Annotated in this window: 16 protein-coding genes and 3 pseudogenes; 13 read left to right on the forward strand and 6 right to left on the reverse strand. The window is 65.9% G+C overall.

Annotated features, from left to right (window positions below):
• Positions 1-29: 29 nt before the first annotated feature.
• From G6N13_RS13715 to G6N13_RS13745, 7 genes are all read left to right on the forward strand, one after another.
• On the forward strand, positions 30-599 hold the full coding sequence (locus tag G6N13_RS13715) for a cytokinin riboside 5'-monophosphate phosphoribohydrolase (protein WP_163697807.1): 570 nt from the start codon (positions 30-32) through the stop codon (positions 597-599).
• A gap of 54 nt (positions 600-653) precedes the next feature.
• Positions 654-2,453 (forward strand): long-chain-acyl-CoA synthetase FadD6, encoded by a 1,800-nt coding sequence (fadD6, locus tag G6N13_RS13720; protein WP_163697809.1) that lies wholly within the window; start codon positions 654-656, stop codon positions 2,451-2,453.
• Positions 2,454-2,534: 81 nt separating this feature from the next.
• Positions 2,535-3,410, forward strand: a complete 876-nt coding sequence (gene folP / locus G6N13_RS13725) for a dihydropteroate synthase (RefSeq protein ID WP_163697811.1) — start codon at positions 2,535-2,537, stop codon at positions 3,408-3,410.
• Positions 3,407-4,345, forward strand: a complete 939-nt coding sequence (locus G6N13_RS13730; protein WP_163697813.1) for a glucosyl-3-phosphoglycerate synthase — start codon at positions 3,407-3,409, stop codon at positions 4,343-4,345. Before folP ends, G6N13_RS13730 begins: the two co-directional genes overlap by 4 nt.
• A 52-nt stretch (positions 4,346-4,397) precedes the next feature.
• A complete protein-coding gene (locus G6N13_RS13735) occupies positions 4,398-4,748 on the forward strand; it encodes a DivIVA domain-containing protein (RefSeq protein ID WP_163697815.1) in 351 nt (116 codons plus the stop codon).
• 5 nt (positions 4,749-4,753) lie between these two features.
• On the forward strand, positions 4,754-5,323 hold the full coding sequence (locus G6N13_RS13740; RefSeq protein ID WP_163702093.1) for a DNA-3-methyladenine glycosylase I: 570 nt from the start codon (positions 4,754-4,756) through the stop codon (positions 5,321-5,323).
• A gap of 161 nt (positions 5,324-5,484) precedes the next feature.
• Complete coding sequence (locus tag G6N13_RS13745; RefSeq protein WP_068918317.1) at positions 5,485-5,652, forward strand: DUF3117 domain-containing protein; 168 nt, start codon at positions 5,485-5,487, stop codon at positions 5,650-5,652.
• A 56-nt stretch (positions 5,653-5,708) separates the two neighbouring features.
• Here the strand turns inward: G6N13_RS13745 and glgA are convergent, their stop codons facing one another.
• Positions 5,709-6,872, reverse strand: a complete 1,164-nt coding sequence (gene glgA, locus G6N13_RS13750) for a glycogen synthase (RefSeq protein ID WP_179964984.1) — start codon at positions 6,870-6,872, stop codon at positions 5,709-5,711.
• A gap of 151 nt (positions 6,873-7,023) precedes the next feature.
• Here glgA and glgC point away from each other — a divergent pair, with 151 nt between their 5' ends.
• Positions 7,024-8,238, forward strand: coding sequence for a glucose-1-phosphate adenylyltransferase (glgC, locus tag G6N13_RS13755; RefSeq protein ID WP_163697817.1), 1,215 nt, complete (start codon positions 7,024-7,026; stop codon positions 8,236-8,238).
• Between the two features lie 45 nt (positions 8,239-8,283).
• Positions 8,284-8,679 (forward strand): transposase, encoded by a 396-nt coding sequence (locus G6N13_RS24460; protein ID WP_235677756.1) that lies wholly within the window; start codon positions 8,284-8,286, stop codon positions 8,677-8,679.
• A 669-nt stretch (positions 8,680-9,348) separates the two neighbouring features.
• Here G6N13_RS24460 and G6N13_RS13765 read toward each other — a convergent pair.
• Positions 9,349-11,484, reverse strand: coding sequence for a hypothetical protein (locus G6N13_RS13765; protein ID WP_163697819.1), 2,136 nt, complete (start codon positions 11,482-11,484; stop codon positions 9,349-9,351).
• 202 nt (positions 11,485-11,686) lie between these two features.
• Between G6N13_RS13765 and G6N13_RS13770 the strand changes: the two genes are divergently transcribed.
• Positions 11,687-12,379 (forward strand): FadR/GntR family transcriptional regulator, encoded by a 693-nt coding sequence (locus G6N13_RS13770; RefSeq protein ID WP_163697821.1) that lies wholly within the window; start codon positions 11,687-11,689, stop codon positions 12,377-12,379.
• Positions 12,380-12,427: 48 nt separating this feature from the next.
• On the opposite strand, the pseudogene G6N13_RS25890 reads toward G6N13_RS13770, so the two are convergent.
• The 3 genes and pseudogenes from G6N13_RS25890 to G6N13_RS13785 all read right to left on the reverse strand — a co-directional run.
• Positions 12,428-12,837 (reverse strand): annotated as a pseudogene (locus tag G6N13_RS25890) (DUF4126 domain-containing protein); the annotation flags it as partial.
• Positions 12,833-13,399 (reverse strand): annotated as a pseudogene (locus tag G6N13_RS13780) (TetR family transcriptional regulator); the annotation flags it as partial. The pseudogenes G6N13_RS25890 and G6N13_RS13780, both read right to left, overlap by 5 nt.
• 71 nt (positions 13,400-13,470) lie before the next feature.
• Positions 13,471-13,881, reverse strand: coding sequence for a hypothetical protein (locus G6N13_RS13785; RefSeq protein WP_163697823.1), 411 nt, complete (start codon positions 13,879-13,881; stop codon positions 13,471-13,473).
• Between the two features lie 364 nt (positions 13,882-14,245).
• Here G6N13_RS13785 and G6N13_RS25150 point away from each other — a divergent pair.
• Together G6N13_RS25150 and G6N13_RS25155 are read left to right on the forward strand one after the other, a co-directional pair.
• Positions 14,246-14,302 (forward strand): annotated as a pseudogene (locus G6N13_RS25150) (hypothetical protein); the annotation flags it as partial.
• A 163-nt stretch (positions 14,303-14,465) separates the two neighbouring features.
• Positions 14,466-14,906 (forward strand): LysR substrate-binding domain-containing protein, encoded by a 441-nt coding sequence (locus G6N13_RS25155; RefSeq protein WP_235677757.1) that lies wholly within the window; start codon positions 14,466-14,468, stop codon positions 14,904-14,906.
• Between the two features lie 13 nt (positions 14,907-14,919).
• On the opposite strand, the gene G6N13_RS13800 is transcribed toward G6N13_RS25155, so the two are convergent.
• Positions 14,920-15,588 (reverse strand): O-methyltransferase, encoded by a 669-nt coding sequence (locus tag G6N13_RS13800; protein WP_163697828.1) that lies wholly within the window; start codon positions 15,586-15,588, stop codon positions 14,920-14,922.
• Positions 15,589-15,796: 208 nt separating this feature from the next.
• Between G6N13_RS13800 and sigE the strand changes: the two genes are divergently transcribed.
• A complete protein-coding gene (gene sigE / locus G6N13_RS13805) occupies positions 15,797-16,570 on the forward strand; it encodes an RNA polymerase sigma factor SigE (RefSeq protein WP_163697830.1) in 774 nt (257 codons plus the stop codon).
• Positions 16,571-16,590 lie beyond the last annotated feature (20 nt).

Genomic DNA, 16,590 nt, shown 5'->3' on the forward strand with positions numbered 1-16,590 from the left:
GGAGAAATCGGCTGGGTTAGGTTTGCCCCGTGCAACCCGGATCCGAGAACAGTGACGACGAGTGGGCGGTATGTGTGTACTGCGCGTCCGGCCCGCGCCACCCTGAGCTGCTCGATCTTGCCCGCAAGGTCGGCGAGGCGATCGCCGACCGCGGCTGGACGCTGGTGTCCGGCGGGGGCAACGTGTCGGCGATGGGGGCGGTGGCCGAGGGAGCGCGGTCGCACGGCGGGCGCACCGTCGGGGTCATCCCGAAGGTGCTCGTGCATCGCGAACTCGCCGACGTCGATGCCGACGAGCTGATCGTCACCGACACCATGCGGCAGCGCAAACAAGTGATGGAAGACCGCAGCGACGCCTTCCTGGCACTGCCCGGCGGGATCGGCACGCTGGAGGAACTTTTTGAAACGTGGACCGCGGGGTACCTGGGTATGCATGCCAAGCCGGTGGTGCTGCTGGATCCCGCCGGCCACTATGACGGTCTGCGAACCTGGCTGGCAGCGCTGGTCGAGCCCGGTTATGTCCCTCAGGCGGCGTTGGACCGGTTGGTTGTTGTCGATGATGTCGCGACCGCGATCGAGGTCTGCGCGGCCGGACTGTAGCGGCCCGGGGTTACGCTGAGCGCGGGACGGGCGAGACAGCTGGAGGTGGCGCCGATGGACAGTGACAATTCCGGGGAGTCTGGTGCGCGGAAGTCGGTGGGACTGCTCGATCTTGCGGCGCGGTTGCCGGCCGTACTGATGGATGCGCCGGTGATCGTGCGCGGTGCCGTGACCGGCTTCCTGGCGCTGCCGACGACGAAGACCTCGATCGGCAAGGTGTTCCAGGACCGTGCCGCCCGCTCCGGCGACCATGTGTTCCTCCGCTTCGGTGACGAGAAGATCACCTACCGGGAGGCCAACGAGACCGCGAATCGGTTCGCGGCGGTGTTGGCCGACAAGGGAGTTGGCCGCGGCGACGTCGTCGGCATCATGTTGCGCAACTCGCCCAACGCGGTGCTGATGATGCTCGCCGCCGTCAAATGCGGTGCCGTCGCGGGCATGCTGAACTATCACCAGCGCTCAGATGTGTTGTCGCACAGCATCGGTCTGCTCAAGGCAACGGTCGTGGTCGCCGAGTCCGACCTGATCGACCCGATCAAGGAGAGCGGCGCCGAGCCGGGCCAGCTGATGACGATCGAAGAGCTCGTCGAGCAGGCCGAGGGGAAGCCCATCGGCAACCCCGCCTCGGCCTCGGAGGTCCGGGCCAAGGACACCGCGTTCTACATCTTCACCTCCGGCACCACCGGCCATCCCAAGGCCAGCGTGATGACCCACCACCGCTGGCTGCGCGCCCTGGCCGCGTTCGGCGGGCTGGGTCTTCGGCTCAAGAGCAGCGACACCCTGTACTGCCCGCTGCCGCTCTACCACAACAACGCGCTCACGGTCGCGTTGTCCTCGGTGATCAACGCGGGCGGCACACTGGCGCTGGGCAAGTCGTTCTCGGCGTCGCGGTTCTGGGACGAAGTCATCCAGATGCAGGCCACCGCCTTCATCTACATCGGCGAGGTATGTCGCTACCTGCTCAACCAGCCGGCCAAGGCCACCGACACCGCGCACAAGATCCGGGTCATCGCCGGCAACGGGCTGCGCCCGGAGATCTGGGACGAGTTCACCCGCCGGTTCGGTATCGGCCGGGTTGCGGAGTTCTACGCCGCCAGTGAGGGCAACGCCGCGTTCATCAATATCTTCAACATCCCCAAGAGCACGGGTGTGAGCCCGACACCGCTGGCCTACGTGGAATACGACGCCGAGACCGGCGAGCCGGTGCGCGATGAGAACGGCCGGGTTCGCAAGGTGCCGCCGGGCCAGCCTGGTCTGCTGATCAGCCCGGTGAACAAGTTATCGCCCTTCGACGGCTACACCGATAAGGAAGCCAGCGAGAAGAAGCTGGTGCGCAACGTCTTCAAAGAGGGCGATGTCTGGTTCAACACCGGTGACGTGATGAACCCGCAGGGCATGGCCCACGCCGCGTTCGCCGACCGGCTCGGCGACACCTTCCGGTGGAAGGGTGAGAACGTCGCCACTACGCAGGTCGAAGGCGCACTTGGCGAGGACAAGAACATTGAGGAGTCGACGGTGTTCGGCGTGGAGGTACCCGACACGGGCGGGCGGGCCGGGATGGCCGCGATCAAGTTGCGCGACGGCGCGGAGTTCGACGGTAAGGCGCTGGCTGCAACGGTGTACGGCAAGCTGCCCAGCTTCGCGATACCGCTGTTCATCCGGATCGTCGAGTCACTGGAGACCACGTCGACGTTCAAGAGCCGCAAGGTCGACCTGCGCAAGCAGGCTTACGGCGGCGACGGCGAAGAGATCGAGGACCCGCTGTACGTGCTGAAGGGTAAGGAGGACGGCTACGTGCCGTTCTACCCGGAGTACCCCGAGGAAGTCGCCTCCGGCGCTCGCCCCAAGGGCTAGGGGCAAAATTCCCGGGTCGCTTCGCTCCTGCCCGCCGGTCGCAATTTCGTCGATCTCGGCGTCGGCAGGCACCATAGTGGGGTGAAGTCGACGTTCTGCGGACGGCCGGTGGCCGGTGATCGCGCGCTGATCATGGCGATCGTCAACCGCACACCCGACTCGTTCTACGACCGCGGCGCCACCTTCACCGATGAGGCAGCAAAGGCCGCCGCCCACCGCGTCGTGGCCGACGGCGCTGATGTGGTCGATGTCGGGGGAGTGAAAGCGGGGCCGGGCAGCCTGGTCGACGCCGACGAGGAGATCGCCCGTGTGGTGCCGTTCATCGAATGGCTGCGTGGCGAATACCCCGACCAGCTGATCAGCGTCGATACCTGGCGCGCCTCGGTGGCCAAACAGGCCTGCGCGGCCGGAGCCGACCTGATCAACGACACCTGGGCCGGCGCCGATCCGGCGTTGCCCGAGGTCGCGGCGGAGTTCGGGGCTGGGCTGGTGTGCTCACACACCGGCGGTGCGGAGCCGCGGACTCGGCCGTTCCGGGTCACCTACGGGACCACTGTGACCGGTGTGGTCGACGACGTCATCGCCGAAGTCACCTCCGCCGCCGAACGTGCCGTGAAAATCGGGGTCGCCCGGGACGCGATATTGATCGATCCGACCCACGATTTCGGCAAAAACACTCACCACGGCCTTACTTTGTTGCGCCACGTAAAAGATCTTGTTAAGACCGGATGGCCCGTCCTGATGGCACTGAGCAACAAAGATTTCGTCGGGGAGACTTTGGGTGTGGAGCTCACTCAACGCCTCGAGGGCACGCTGGCAGCGACCGCCCTGGCCGCTGCCGACGGAGCCCGGATGTTCCGGGTGCACGAAGTGGGACCCACTCGGCGCGTGCTGGAAATGGTCGCGTCGATCCGTGGGGAGCGTCCCCCGGCGCGGACGGTGAGGGGCCTGGCATGACCGATCTCTTCTCCAACGACACACTTCCCGGCGACACCTGGCTGTCTGACCACAGCTGGAGCCGGCCGACCTGGACCATTGATGAACTGGTCGCCGCCAAGCGGGGCCGCACGATTTCCGTCGTCTTGCCGGCGCTCAATGAGGAGGAGACGGTCGGTTCGGTGGTCGACAGTGTCCGCCCGCTGCTGGGTGGCCTGGTCGACGAGCTGATCGTGCTGGATTCGGGCTCCACCGACGACACCGAGATCGAAGCCATCGCCGCCGGAGCCCGCGTGGTCACCCGGGAGCAGGCGGTGCCCGAGATCGAACCGCAGCCGGGCAAGGGTGAGGTGTTGTGGCGCTCGCTAGCTGCCACGACCGGCGACATCATCGTGTTCGTCGACTCCGACCTCATCGACCCAGATCCGATGTTCGTGCCCCGGCTGGTCGGCCCGCTGCTGACTGCCGACGGCGTACATCTGGTCAAAGGCTTCTACCGGCGGCCGCTGAAGGTCGGCAAGGGCGAGGACGCCAACGGCGGCGGCCGGGTCACCGAGCTGGTCGCCCGCCCGCTGCTGGCCGCGCTGCGCCCCGAGCTGGGCTGCGTGCTGCAGCCGCTGGGCGGCGAATACGCCGGCACCCGTGAGCTGCTGACCTCGGTGCCGTTCGCGCCGGGGTACGGCGTGGAGATCGGCCTGTTGGTCGACACCTACGACCGGCTCGGCCTGGATGCGATCGCTCAGGTCAACCTGGGTGTGCGCAGCCACCGCAACCGGCCGCTGATCGAGCTGGGCGCGATGAGCCGCCAGGTCATCGCCACGCTGCTGTCCCGCTGCGGCATCGCAGATTCCGGTGCCGGGCTGACGCAGTTCCTGCCCGACGGCCACGACGGCTATCTGCCGCGGACCACGACGGTCTCGCTGGCCGACCGCCCGCCGATGAACACTCTGCGCTGAGTTCGCACCCGCGCGGCCGACCGTGTCGGCCGGTTAAGGCAATATCGGTGATGTGACATTGATCCTGCTGTACCTCGTGGTGCTGATCCTGATCGGCGTCGTCCTGTTCGGGGTGGCCAGTCTGATCTTCGGGCGCGGTGAGACGCTGCCGCCACTGCCCCGCGCGACGACGGCGACCGTCCTGCCGGCTTCCGGCGTCACCGGCGAGGACGTCGACGCCGTCAAGTTCACCCAGGTGTTGCGCGGCTACAAGACCAGTGAGGTGGATTGGGTTCTGGACCGCCTCGGCGCCGAACTCGACCAACTGCGCGGTGAGCTGTCCGCGGTGCGTGCCGCTGCCGGGCTCGAGGAGCCGGTGGCCACCCACCACGCCGCGGCCGGTGTCGACGAGGAGCCGGCGTGACCGAAATCGCCGTCGACGACGGCCGCACCCGCTGCGACTGGGCTCAGACGTCGTCAGTCCTCTACCGCGACTACCACGACCAGGAATGGGGCCGGGTGCTGCGCGGCCAGGTGGCGCTGTTCGAGCGAATGAGCCTTGAGGCGTTTCAGAGCGGCCTGTCCTGGCTGATCATCCTGCGCAAGCGGGACAACTTCCGGAAGGCGTTCGACGGGTTCAACCTGAAGAAGGTCGCCGCGTACACCAATGCTGACGTCGCCCGGCTGATGGCCGATGAGGGGATCGTGCGCAACCGCGCCAAGATCGACGCCACGATCGCCAACGCCAGGGCGGTCCTCGACCAGCAGGTCAACCTCTCCGATCTGCTGTGGTCCTACGCCCCGCCGAGCCGCCCGCGGCCCACGACGCTGGCTGATGTGCCGTCCATCACCCCGGAGTCGCAGGCCATGGCCAAAGACCTCAAGAAGCGCGGGTTCCGCTTCGTCGGGCCTACGACGGCCTATGCGCTGATGCAGGCCACCGGCATGGTCGACGACCATCTCGTAACGTGCTTTGTTCCGCCCGCGGCGGCGGCCTGAGGCGCAAATCATTGGTCTCAATTGGGTCTTTCACACTCATGCCCGCCGATAGGGAACAATAGAATCGAAAACAAGCAGTTCAGTGCCGGACGCACCAGCCATGACCGGCATCCGATCGGGTCTGCGAAGGCGGGCCGGCTTGAATTTGGAGGGAGCACTCGATGGCGGCGATGAAGCCCCGGACTGGTGACGGTCCGCTAGAAGCAACCAAGGAGGGGCGAGGCATCGTGATGCGGGTACCGCTAGAAGGCGGTGGACGACTGGTCGTCGAGTTGACGCCTGACGAAGCCGCCGCCCTCGGTGACGAACTCAAGAACGTCACCGGCTAACTGATCCACCAATGAAACCCCGCGTGGGCGCGCGGGGTTTCGGTTTGCCGGTCGGCTTAAGCCGACACCTTGCGATAAATCTCCAACGTCTGCTCGGCGATGTGCGCCCACGAGAACTCGTCGATACAGCGTTGCCGTCCGGCTGCCCCAAAGTCGCGGGCTTTATCCGGATCACCCACCAACGCGTTGACGGCCTCGGCCAAACCGGCCTCGAAGCCCGCCGGATCCGTCGCGGCGTAATGCACCAGCGTTCCCGTCACCCCCTCGGCGACCACCTCGGGTATGCCGCCGACGTCTGAGGCGACCACCGCCGTGCCACACGCCATCGCTTCCAGGTTCACGATCCCGAGCGGCTCATACACCGATGGGCAGATGAAAGCTGTTGCCGCCGAAAGGATTTCCCGGATCTTGGCGATCGGTAGGAACTCCTGCACCCAGAACACGCCGCTGCGGGCACTGGCCAGCTCCTGCACGGCCGAACTGACCTCGGCCGCGATCTCCGGGGTGTCCGGCGCGCCGGCACACAGCACCAGCTGAATCTCTGGATCGAAGCGGTGCGCCGCGGCAATCAGGTGCGGCACGCCTTTTTGCCGGGTGATCCGGCCGACGAACGCCACCATCGGCCGCGACGGGTCGACGCCGAGCTCGGCGAGCACTGATTCGCCGCGCACCGGCGGAGCCGGATACCAGACGCTGGTGTCGATTCCGTTTTTCACGACGTGAACGCGGTTGGGGTCCAGGCCCGGATAGACCGACAACACGTCCTCGCGCATTCCCGAACTGACCGCGATCACCGCGTCGGCGGCTTCGACCGCGGTGCGCTCCACCCATAACGACACCCGGTAGCCGCCGCCGAGCTGCTCGGCCTTCCACGGCCGCAACGGCTCGAGGGAGTGGGCGGTCAGCACATGCGGCACGTCGTACAGCAGCGCGGCCAGGTGACCGGCCATCCCGGTGTACCAGGTGTGCGAGTGCACCACCGTCGCCTCGGCGGCCGCGTTGGCCATCACCAGATCCGCCGACAACGTCGACAGCGCCGGGTTGGCCGCCTTGAGGACCGGATCGGGTTGGTGGACGAAGGCCCCCGCGCGGGGTGCACCCATGCAGTGCACGTCGACCTCGCAGAGGCGGCGCAACTGCGAGACGAGTTCCGTCACATGCACGCCCGCCCCGCCGTACACCTCGGGTGGATACTCCCGAGTCATCATCGCCACCCGCATACGCCCGACGGTAGTAGCACCGGCCTCCTGCCGCAGCTTTGTGGGTCAACGTTGTTGCGCATCGCCCCAAAGTCGTTGCTGCCGCGACACAGCGACGTGCAATAGTCCCGATGGCCTAGCCGTCTGTTGCCCGTGCCATTAGGTTTGCAGCATGAGGGAATTGCCACATGTGCTGGGCATTGTCCTGGCCGGCGGAGAGGGCAAGCGTCTGTATCCGCTGACTGCGGACCGGGCGAAGCCCGCTGTTCCCTTCGGCGGCGCGTACCGGCTGATCGATTTCGTGTTGTCGAATTTGGTCAATGCGCGGTACTTGCGGATCTGCGTGCTCACCCAGTACAAGTCGCATTCGCTCGACCGGCACATCTCGCAGAACTGGCGACTGAGCGGCCTGGCCGGCGAGTACATCACGCCGGTGCCCGCCCAGCAGCGTCTCGGGCCACGCTGGTACACGGGTTCGGCCGATGCCATCTACCAGTCGCTGAACCTTATTTACGACGAGGATCCCGACTACATCGTGGTTTTCGGCGCCGACCACGTGTACCGGATGGACCCCGAGCAGATGGTCAAGTTCCACATCGAAAGCGGCGCCGGTGCCACGGTGGCCGGCATCCGGGTGCCGCGGGCTGAGGCGCATGCATTCGGCTGCATCGACGCCGACGAGTCCGGCCGCATCCGTGAGTTCGTCGAAAAACCTGCCGACCCACCCGGGACACCGGACGATCCGGAGGCGACGTTCGTCTCGATGGGCAACTACATCTTCACCACGAAGGTGCTCATCGACGCGATCCGCGCCGATGCCGACGACGATAACTCCGATCACGATATGGGCGGCGACATCATCCCGCGGCTGGTCTCCGACGGCATGGCCGCGGTCTACGACTTCAGCAACAACGAGGTGCCCGGCGCCACCGAACGCGATCACGGCTACTGGCGTGACGTCGGAACGCTGGACGCGTTCTACGACGCACACATGGATCTGGTCTCCGTCCATCCGGTGTTCAACCTCTACAACAAGCGCTGGCCGATCCGCGGTGAGTCGGAGAACCTAGCCCCGGCGAAGTTCGTCAACGGTGGATCCGCTCAGGAGTCGGTGGTCGGTGCCGGCAGCATCATCTCCGCGGCGTCGGTGCGTAATTCGGTGCTGTCGAGCAGTGTTGTGATCGAGGACGGGGCGATCGTCGAAGGCAGCGTGTTGATGCCGGGGGTGCGGGTGGGCCGCGGTGCGGTGGTCCGCCACGCGATCCTGGACAAGAACGTCGTCGTGGGGCCCGGTGAGATGGTCGGTGTCGACCCGGAGAAGGACCGCGAACGGTTCGCGTTGAGCACCGGCGGCGTGGTGGCCGTCGGCAAGGGCGTTTGGATCTAGTGCGTGTCTGACAAAGGTTTCGGGTGTTGTGCCTGAGGCTTAGTCATGTCGCGGTTTCAGTTGTTGTCTGATTCTCAGTGGTCGTTGATTGAGGACCTGTTGCCGGTCCGCACGGGTAAGCGGGGCAGGCCTTTTCAGGATGCTCGTTCCATGGTGGAGGGGATCATCTACCGGTATCGGTGTGGGATCGCCTGGCGTGATGTGCCGGAGGTTTTCGGGCCGTGGCAGTCGATCTGGACGTGGCATCGGCGCATGAGCGCTCATGGCACCTGGGATGTGGTGTTGGCTCGGCTGCTGGCCACCGCGGAGTCGGCCGGAGTCATCGATTGGGCGGTGTCGGTGGATTCCACCATCGCCCGGGCTCATCGGCACGCCACGAACGTCGCCCGCCACACAGGGGGCTGGGTCGAATTACAACAATCCCCGCGTCGAGCCGCCTGACCACGGCATTGGCCGTTCCCGCGGCGGATTGACCAGCCCCTCCGACCAGATCGCCCATCGCGAGCGCCGGGCCCAGGGTGGGGTCAGCCACGCACCCGCCCGGACCGTCTTCGCGGCGACAAGGCCTACTCCAGCCGTGCCATCCGCGCCGAGCTGCGCCGGGCTCGCGCGGCGGCCGGCCGCCAGGCTTCGACCCTCAGGATTGCAAGGGCCGCAAGGTTATCGAGCGAAGCTTCAACACCGTCAAGCAATGGCGGGACCTGGCCACCCGCTACGACAAACTGGCCATCGTCTACCGTGGCGCAGCCGTCCTCAGAGCAATCACGATCTGGCTGCCCTATTTATCAGACAGGCCCTAGCCCCCGGGGCCTGGGGGTTGCGCGAACGGCTGGGGATCGGCGGGATTGGTCCACGGCGGAATCATTTGGCGCAGTTTGGATTCGGTGCCTCTGTGTGGAGGAAGAAAGTTGGCGTAGTACCAGCTGACGAGTTGGCGTTTCTCGGTGCCCTCGGATCCCAGGTGAGGGCGATGTCCGGTTCCCCTGGTAGTCGCCGAATCACGTTGTCGTGCAACGCCTGGACTGCTCAGCCCGCTGAGGTCAAGACCGTATTCACGCCAGCGTGGAGCGTTGGCGCGTACCGTTCTGCAGAGGGGATGGGACCGGTGGCTTAGCCGAGGTACGGGATGGCTGGAAAGGAGTAGCTCAGCGAGCCGCTACCCATCAGCGACAGGATCGGGGTGAGCGGTTCGGCCTGCGGCATGACCTCGCGGTTGGTGGCATTCGGGATGGACGGGTTCAGCGCCCGCATCCGGAGCACATTGCTCCATAGATAGCTGTCGATGGCCGCAAGCTGTTCGGCCTCGGTCGCGGTATCTAGGATGCCGAGGTTCTCACGGAAGACGGCTAGCACGGCATCCTTCTCGGTTCCGGTGGTGATCCAGCCGTTGACCGAGGTGTTGAACTCGCTCTGGCTGACGTCGTAGACGTTGATACCGCCGCCGGTGGCGACCTTGAGGTAACCGAGCTGAGCGGCCACGCCGACCTGGGTCTCTTTCAGAGCGGTCTGCGGGTTGGGGACGTACCCGATGTCGACGCTCTTGACCTCGACGTAGGGGTTGATCAAGTAGATGCTCGACCAGCGGTGGTGCCCGTCGACGATGTAGGCGCCGTCGTCGGCGGTGATCACCGGGGCATCGCCGAAGGGGGTGATGACGCCGCCGTCGAAGTCCTTTTTGATGGCGGCGGGGTCCTGCAGCGTGAACTTCAGCGATTTCGCGAGGTCGATCTCGTTCTGGGTGGGGATCAGGTTGGCGACGCTGGCGGTGCCGTAGGTAATGGTGACCGCGCCGTTGGTGAGCCCGCGGATCTGGCCGCCGGTAGTCAGCAACGTGTAGAGCGCGGTATTACAGGTGGGGCCCGACGGGCATGTACTCGTGTCGGTGTTACCGAGGAGTTGATTCAGTGTCTTGACGAAGCCGTCTTCGTTGCTGGTGTAGGCCGCCAACAGGATCTGCTGGAATTGAGCGGCGGCGGTCATATCGGGCAGAAACCCGTCGGGGTTGGCCTCGATTTGCGATACGTTTGCGGCGGTGGCCAGCAGGCTGGTGGCGATGCCGGTCAGCCCACCGTTCCAGAACCAGTTCTGCACTGCGGCGTCGAGTTGTGCCTGGGTGGCGGTCTGGTCGAGCACTGAGTAGATCTGCTCGACTTTGGCTTGCCGGTAGGTCTCAGTGGTGACGAATTGCCACGCCGCCAGCGCGAGCGGCAACCCGGCGTTGAGCTGCTGGATGTAGGCGGCCGCCGCAGCGGGATTTGCCGGGGTGCCCAGCAGGGTCCGGTAGAGGTTGTCGACGTAGCTGATCGAGGTCGGCTTGGGTCCGAGGGCTCCGCCGCCAGCGGCACTGGCGTTGTAAAACGACTGACTGCCGACGATCGAGGCGACGAACAGGGGTTCGGGCATGCCCCACATCAGTGCTGAGGTGTTCCAGGCCAACTCCTGGGCGGTGGCGGTACGGTTGAGCAGCTGCAGGTAGTAGTTGTTTACCTCGGTTTGGCGGAACAACGTCGAGCTGTACAGGCCGGCGACGACGCCGTTGACTCCGGTCAGGTTCAGGATGCCCAGGTAGGTCTGCAGTTCGTCGCTGGTCGGGTTGGTCCTTAGCACCTCGTTGAAGAGACCGGTGACTACCGCGGTGGGGTTGGTGACTTGCGCCGGACCAGTGCCGCTGACCAGGTCCTCTACTGTCAATCGGGTCAGGATCGAGATCGCGCCGAGGCTTGGAGCCGAGGTCGGGGGCGCACCGGGCAGGCCGAAGAACGCTGTGATCTGACCGAATGGATCGAAGTGCACGGCCGATGCGGTCGGCGCGACGGCTGCTGAAGGTGAGATCACTGACGCTTCGGTGGGGCCGGTCGAACGCGCTGTGGTTGCGGTGGCGACCTTTGCGGGGGCGCTGATCGTGGACGACGCGGCGGTGGGGGCGCCCATCGACGCCTGGTTGCGCAGCACGCGGGTTGCGGCGCTCGAGCCGGTGCTTGGGCTTGGTGTGGCGGTGTTGTGCAGTGACCCCCCGCGCCGGTACGTGGTGGCGCGGCCGGTGGCGTGTGACGCGGCCGGCTTAGCTGTGGAGCCGCTGGCCGAAGAGGTCGAGGAATCTGCCCCGGTGTCGTCGGCGGCAGCGGTCCCCGGTGCGGCGACGAGAGCCACCCCCACACCCGCGGCGACTGCGCCAGCCTGCAGCCAGCGGACCACGGGAAGAGTGCGGCGGCGGGATTGTGAACCTGAGGCGGGAGTCTCACTCATGGGAACGCTCCTTGGGTAGTGGCGTGCTCTCGATCCGGACTAGGAAACGCAACGCAGTTCACAGGAACCTAAACGATGGCCGTAACTGGTGCAGCCAGTTTCGCTCAGGTCGTACCACTCGCTTGGGGTCGTCATCGATCGCCGAGTCGACGGGCACAGACGTGCGACATGCCGATCAGCGATCCGATGCAAGGATGGGGCGATGCCGTTGAGTCCAGTTCCGCGCAGCGAGACGCTGTCCAGCAGCGTGTACGCCACGCTGCTGCATGAGATTCTCGGTGGCCGCTGGCCGCCGAACGAAGCTGCGCCGTCCGAACGTGAACTGGCGGCGACACTGCACGTCACCCGCCATGTGGTTCGTGAGGCGCTCAAGCGGCTCCAACAGGCCGGCCTGGTCCGCATCGCTCAGGGCGGGAGCACGGTCGTTCTGGACTGGCGTGTGCACGCCGGCTTGGACATGGGATTCGCCCTGATCTCAGCCGGGGCCGTGCCGTTCGCAGACATCCTTCACGACACCGCGGTACTGCGGCGAACGATAGGTGTCGATGCGGCACGGTTGTGCGCGCTCAACGCTTCTGAAGAACAGCTCGCCGCCGTCACCCAGGCGGCTGCGGATTACCCGGAGACCGGAACGTTGCAGGCGCTTGCAGAGGCCGAGTTGGTCCTGTGGACGGCGATTGTCGTCGGATCGGGCAACATCGCCTACCGGTTGGCGCTGAACATGTTGATGCGCTCGATCGAAGAAATCGGCGCCGATTTGGTGAGGGGTCTCAACGCCGAAGTGCTCGCCGACCGCAACGGTCAGGTCGGTCTGGCGGCTGCAATCGCCGCGCGGGACGCTGACACCGCAGCACGATTGGCCCATGTCCAGCTTTCCCAACTGGTGAACCCGTAGCGGACCGACAGCTAATCGTCGCCGCATGCAGCCGTAAGGCCTCTGGGGCTATCCCGGCCCCGCGGTTCTGCGCGCGGCGGTGCGCCGCCGTCGCCGTCGCCACAACCCGGCTGCCGCCCAGGCCAACGCGATCAGCACCACGAGAACAAGCGCGGGAATCAGGATCGCGATGAACACCAGAGCTGCACTGGCGATGTCCTCGAGCGTGCTCAGCACCGGTGCCGCGACCCCGGCGGTGGCCACGTTGGCCGCGGGCCGCACCGTGGTCTTCGTCGGGTGCACGACCAACGCCGTGACGACGCCAATCGCGATCGGAACCCATTGCCCGGTACGGGCGAACCGGGGTCGGTGACCGCCGCGGTCTGTGCCGCGGTGCTCGAACCGAACACGATCCCGCCCGCGGTCGGGCGAACGAACGTCTGCACGACGTCGTTGACGGAGTCGAGTGCGGGGGCCCTCGGTGTACAGCTCGAGGGCCGGCAGCATCATCTCGTTGGCGTAGTCGTGGAGCACGGCCCGCAGATCCGTCGGGTTGTCGTGCAGCTGCAGGTAGAGCAGGAAGGCGCCGCCGCCGGCCATCCCGAGATACCTCGCCCTGGCGGCCGGGTCGCGGCTGGGCTTGATCGTGCCGGCCTGGACGCCCTCCTCGAGGTAGCTCTCGACTCCTGCGAACATCGTGCGCCACAGGTTTTTGGCCAGCTCGCCGCCCGACTGCATGCTGCGCACCAGGTAGGCCATCATCGGCGCGAACGACTCGATCTCGGCCGCCGCGGCCAGCCACGTGGCGGGGTCCGTCGAGCGGATGGTCTCGGACTTCTCGCTGCGCACCTCTTCGGCGATGAAGTCGTCACATGCCTGGCGCAGCCCGTCCTTGGAACCGAAGTGGTGGATCACCAGCCCGGGACTGACCCCGGCGGCCTCGGCGATCGCGCGCACCCCGACGGTGAAACCGTGCGCGCCGAATTGCTCGATGGCGGCAGCGCGGATCCGGGCCACCGTCGTCAGGTCAGCTGAACGAATGTTCAGGATGCTAAACACTCGTTCAATGGGACGTCAAGCATCCACCCCGGTCGAGCTGACGGGAATGTGGATCAGGCAGCCCGGCGCAGCACGGGCGCCTCGGTGGCGACGGGCGCAGCGGGGGCCGGGACTGTCCGGTTGAACAAGATCTCGAACATGCGGGCCGCAGTGATCGAACCGTATGAGTACGGCTGGCTGCGCTGCAGGCTCTCTCCGGCGACGCCCCCGACCGTCACCTCGACCAGGTGACCGCGGGGGCCGTCGGTCGGCGAGCCGGTCTCTGTGACGCGCACCGTCAGGCCGGCCAGCGGAATTTTCCGAACGTTCCGGTGGTAGCCCACGATCAGAAAGCTCGGCGTGATACGCGGTTCGCCCCAGCTTGCGATGACGCGCTCTGCGCGATCGCGTCGGCTTTGCGAGAGGTCGAGACACAGAGCGGCAATTCCGAACAGGATGAAGGGTGTAACCAATACCGCCACCATAACGGGGCTGAGTTGTGGATCCATGTCTTACCCCCTTTGGCCACCCTATGCAACCGTTTCCGACCAGTTTGAAACCTGCTCGCAATGTATTGGTACACAGCACCTTTGGGGTGGCTATGACCATGTAAGCAGCGAGGTTATTGCATGTCCAATCGAATTTTTCGATAACGGTCATTCTCGATTGCGATGACATCTCGGTTCAAGATCAGGCTTATTAAAAAGGGCGATGAATGGTCGTATAAAAGTTTGCTAGAATTTCACTACTGCGATATGCAGAAAACAATCAGATGCTGAGAGAATCATCTGATAAGTTCCGCGGGTGGAACTTCGCCAGCTGGAATACTTCATGGTTGTCGCTGGTGAGATGAGTTTCTCCCGGGCGGCGGAGCGGGCGAACGTCGTGCAATCTGCACTGTCGACGAGTATCAGCAAACTAGAGCACGAACTCGGCGTGCAGTTGTTCGACCGGAGCCGGACGCGAGGGTTCTCCGCGGCGAAGTCGCCCACGCCGATATCAGCGCCAGGTCCAGCGAGCCTTCGACCAGTGCGGGCAGGTAGCCGCAGCGCTTCCCCCGCAGCTCGAGATGAGCCGACTGTTCGAGGACTCGCTGGTCTTCTTATGCCGGCCGGATCACCCATTGGTCGGGTGCGCGAGGGTCGATGTCGCCGATCTCGCGCGCGATGCTCTCGTCGGTTTCCCGCCCGGCTTTGGCCTGCGCAGTGTCGTCGACGAGGCGTTCCACTCCGTCGGGCTGGAGGTACCGACCCAGCACGAGCTGACACTGGGCTTTCCGGAGATCGCCGAGCTGGTTCGGCGCGGGGTCGGCAGCGCGATCGTGCCGGACAGTGAGTCACGGCGGATGCCGGGGCTGCACCGGATCGAACTCGCCGAGCCCGTGCTCTGGCGGGCCTACCTGGCGTCGCGGCCGTCGAAGGAGATCGGCCGGGCGACGGCACGGCTGGCCGAGATCATCATGAGTTCACCGGGAACCGTGCACCACGGCGACGAGGCGCGGGCCGGCTGAGGAATCTACGGGATCAGTAGTCGCGGGCGGCGACCAGAATCCCGTCGCCCAGCGGGATCAGCACCGGGGTGAGGCGCTCATCCTCGGCGATCAGGCGGGCCGCTTCCCGCACCGCAGCGACCTCGGCGTCATTGGCCGCCGGGTCTCCGGCGCGGCCGCCCAGGGCCGAGCGGTGCACGACGATCACGCCACCGGGCCGCAGCAGCCGCACGCCCTCGATCACGAAGTCGGCCTGATCGGACGGTGCGGCGTCGAGGAATACCAGGTCATAGGACTCGTCGGCGAGCCGGGTAAGGACGTCCTGTGCCCGTCCGGCGATCAGCCGGGTGCGCGACGGGCCGATCCCGGCCTCGGTGAACGCCTGCTTGGCGATGCGCTGGTGCTCGGGCTCGATGTCGATCGTCGTCAGGACGCCGTCGTCCCGCATCCCCGACAGCAGCCACAGCCCGCTCACGCCCGCACCCGTGCCGACCTCGACGACAGCTTTGCCGCCCGACAGCCGCGCCAGTACGCTGAGCAGCGCTCCAGCCGCCGGGGTGACCGCTCCGGCGCCCGCGTCGAGGGCTCGTTCCCGGGCGGCCCCGACGATGGCGTCCTCGGAGATCGAACCCTCTGCGTGAGCGAGAATCCGGTCGGCGCGACTGGGCTCCGGTTGGCCTGATTGGTCCTTGGTAGTGGCCATTCTGAGCAGCGTAGGGCTAATGGGATCCAGGGGTGGGCAGGCGCGCCAGGTGATCGGCCGGGGCGGAGGGCTAGACGTCGCCTGTCAAGTTCGGCGCGCCGCGCGTGAAGTGTCAGATCAGAGCACGAATTGATAACGAATGTATTTCTTAATCAAACCTTACTTAGCTCCCATCACCCCCACACCGGTATGGGGAACGGTGACGGGCATGGAACAAGGGCAACGCTGGTCGGGGAATATGCCAAAGGGCCTTCGTGTTGTCTCGCTTGATGCGATCGACGGCGTCGAGCCGCCCACGCAGATCAATCAGGAGGATCCGACGACCACCACACTGATGGTTCCGGCGCACATGGCGCACCCCGAGCAGTACGGGGATGCGGAGTGGGTTGAGCCGTCCGAGGAACTGCAGGGCACCGCGGTGTTCGATGCCACCGGGGACCGGACGGCCATGCCGTCCTGGGACGAGTTGGTGCGTCAGCACGCCGACCGGGTCTACCGGCTGGCATACCGCCTGTCGGGCAACCCGCATGATGCCGAGGACCTCACCCAGGAGACCTTCATCAGGGTGTTCCGCTCTGTGCAGAACTACCAGCCCGGCACGTTCGAGGGTTGGCTGCACCGCATCACCACGAACCTGTTCCTCGATATGGTTCGCCGTCGCGGTCGCATCCGCATGGAGGCCCTGCCCGAGGACTACGACCGGGTGCCGGCCGATGAGCCCAATCCCGAGCAGATCTACCACGATTCGCGGCTAGGCCCGGATTTGCAGGCCGCCCTCGACTCGTTGGCGCCGGAATTCCGTGCTGCGGTGGTCTTGTGCGATATCGAAGGTCTGTCCTACGAGGAGATCGGCGCGACGCTCGGCGTCAAGCTTGGCACCGTGCGCAGCCGCATCCATCGTGGCCGGCAGGCGCTTCGTGACTATCTCGCAGCCCGCTCGGGTCAGCGCGAAATGGCGGACGTCAACGCCGAATCGGCATAGCTCTGCATCGGCCGGGTACC

The organism is Mycolicibacterium sarraceniae, from assembly GCF_010731875.1.
Taxonomy (GTDB): domain Bacteria; phylum Actinomycetota; class Actinomycetes; order Mycobacteriales; family Mycobacteriaceae; genus Mycobacterium; species Mycobacterium sarraceniae.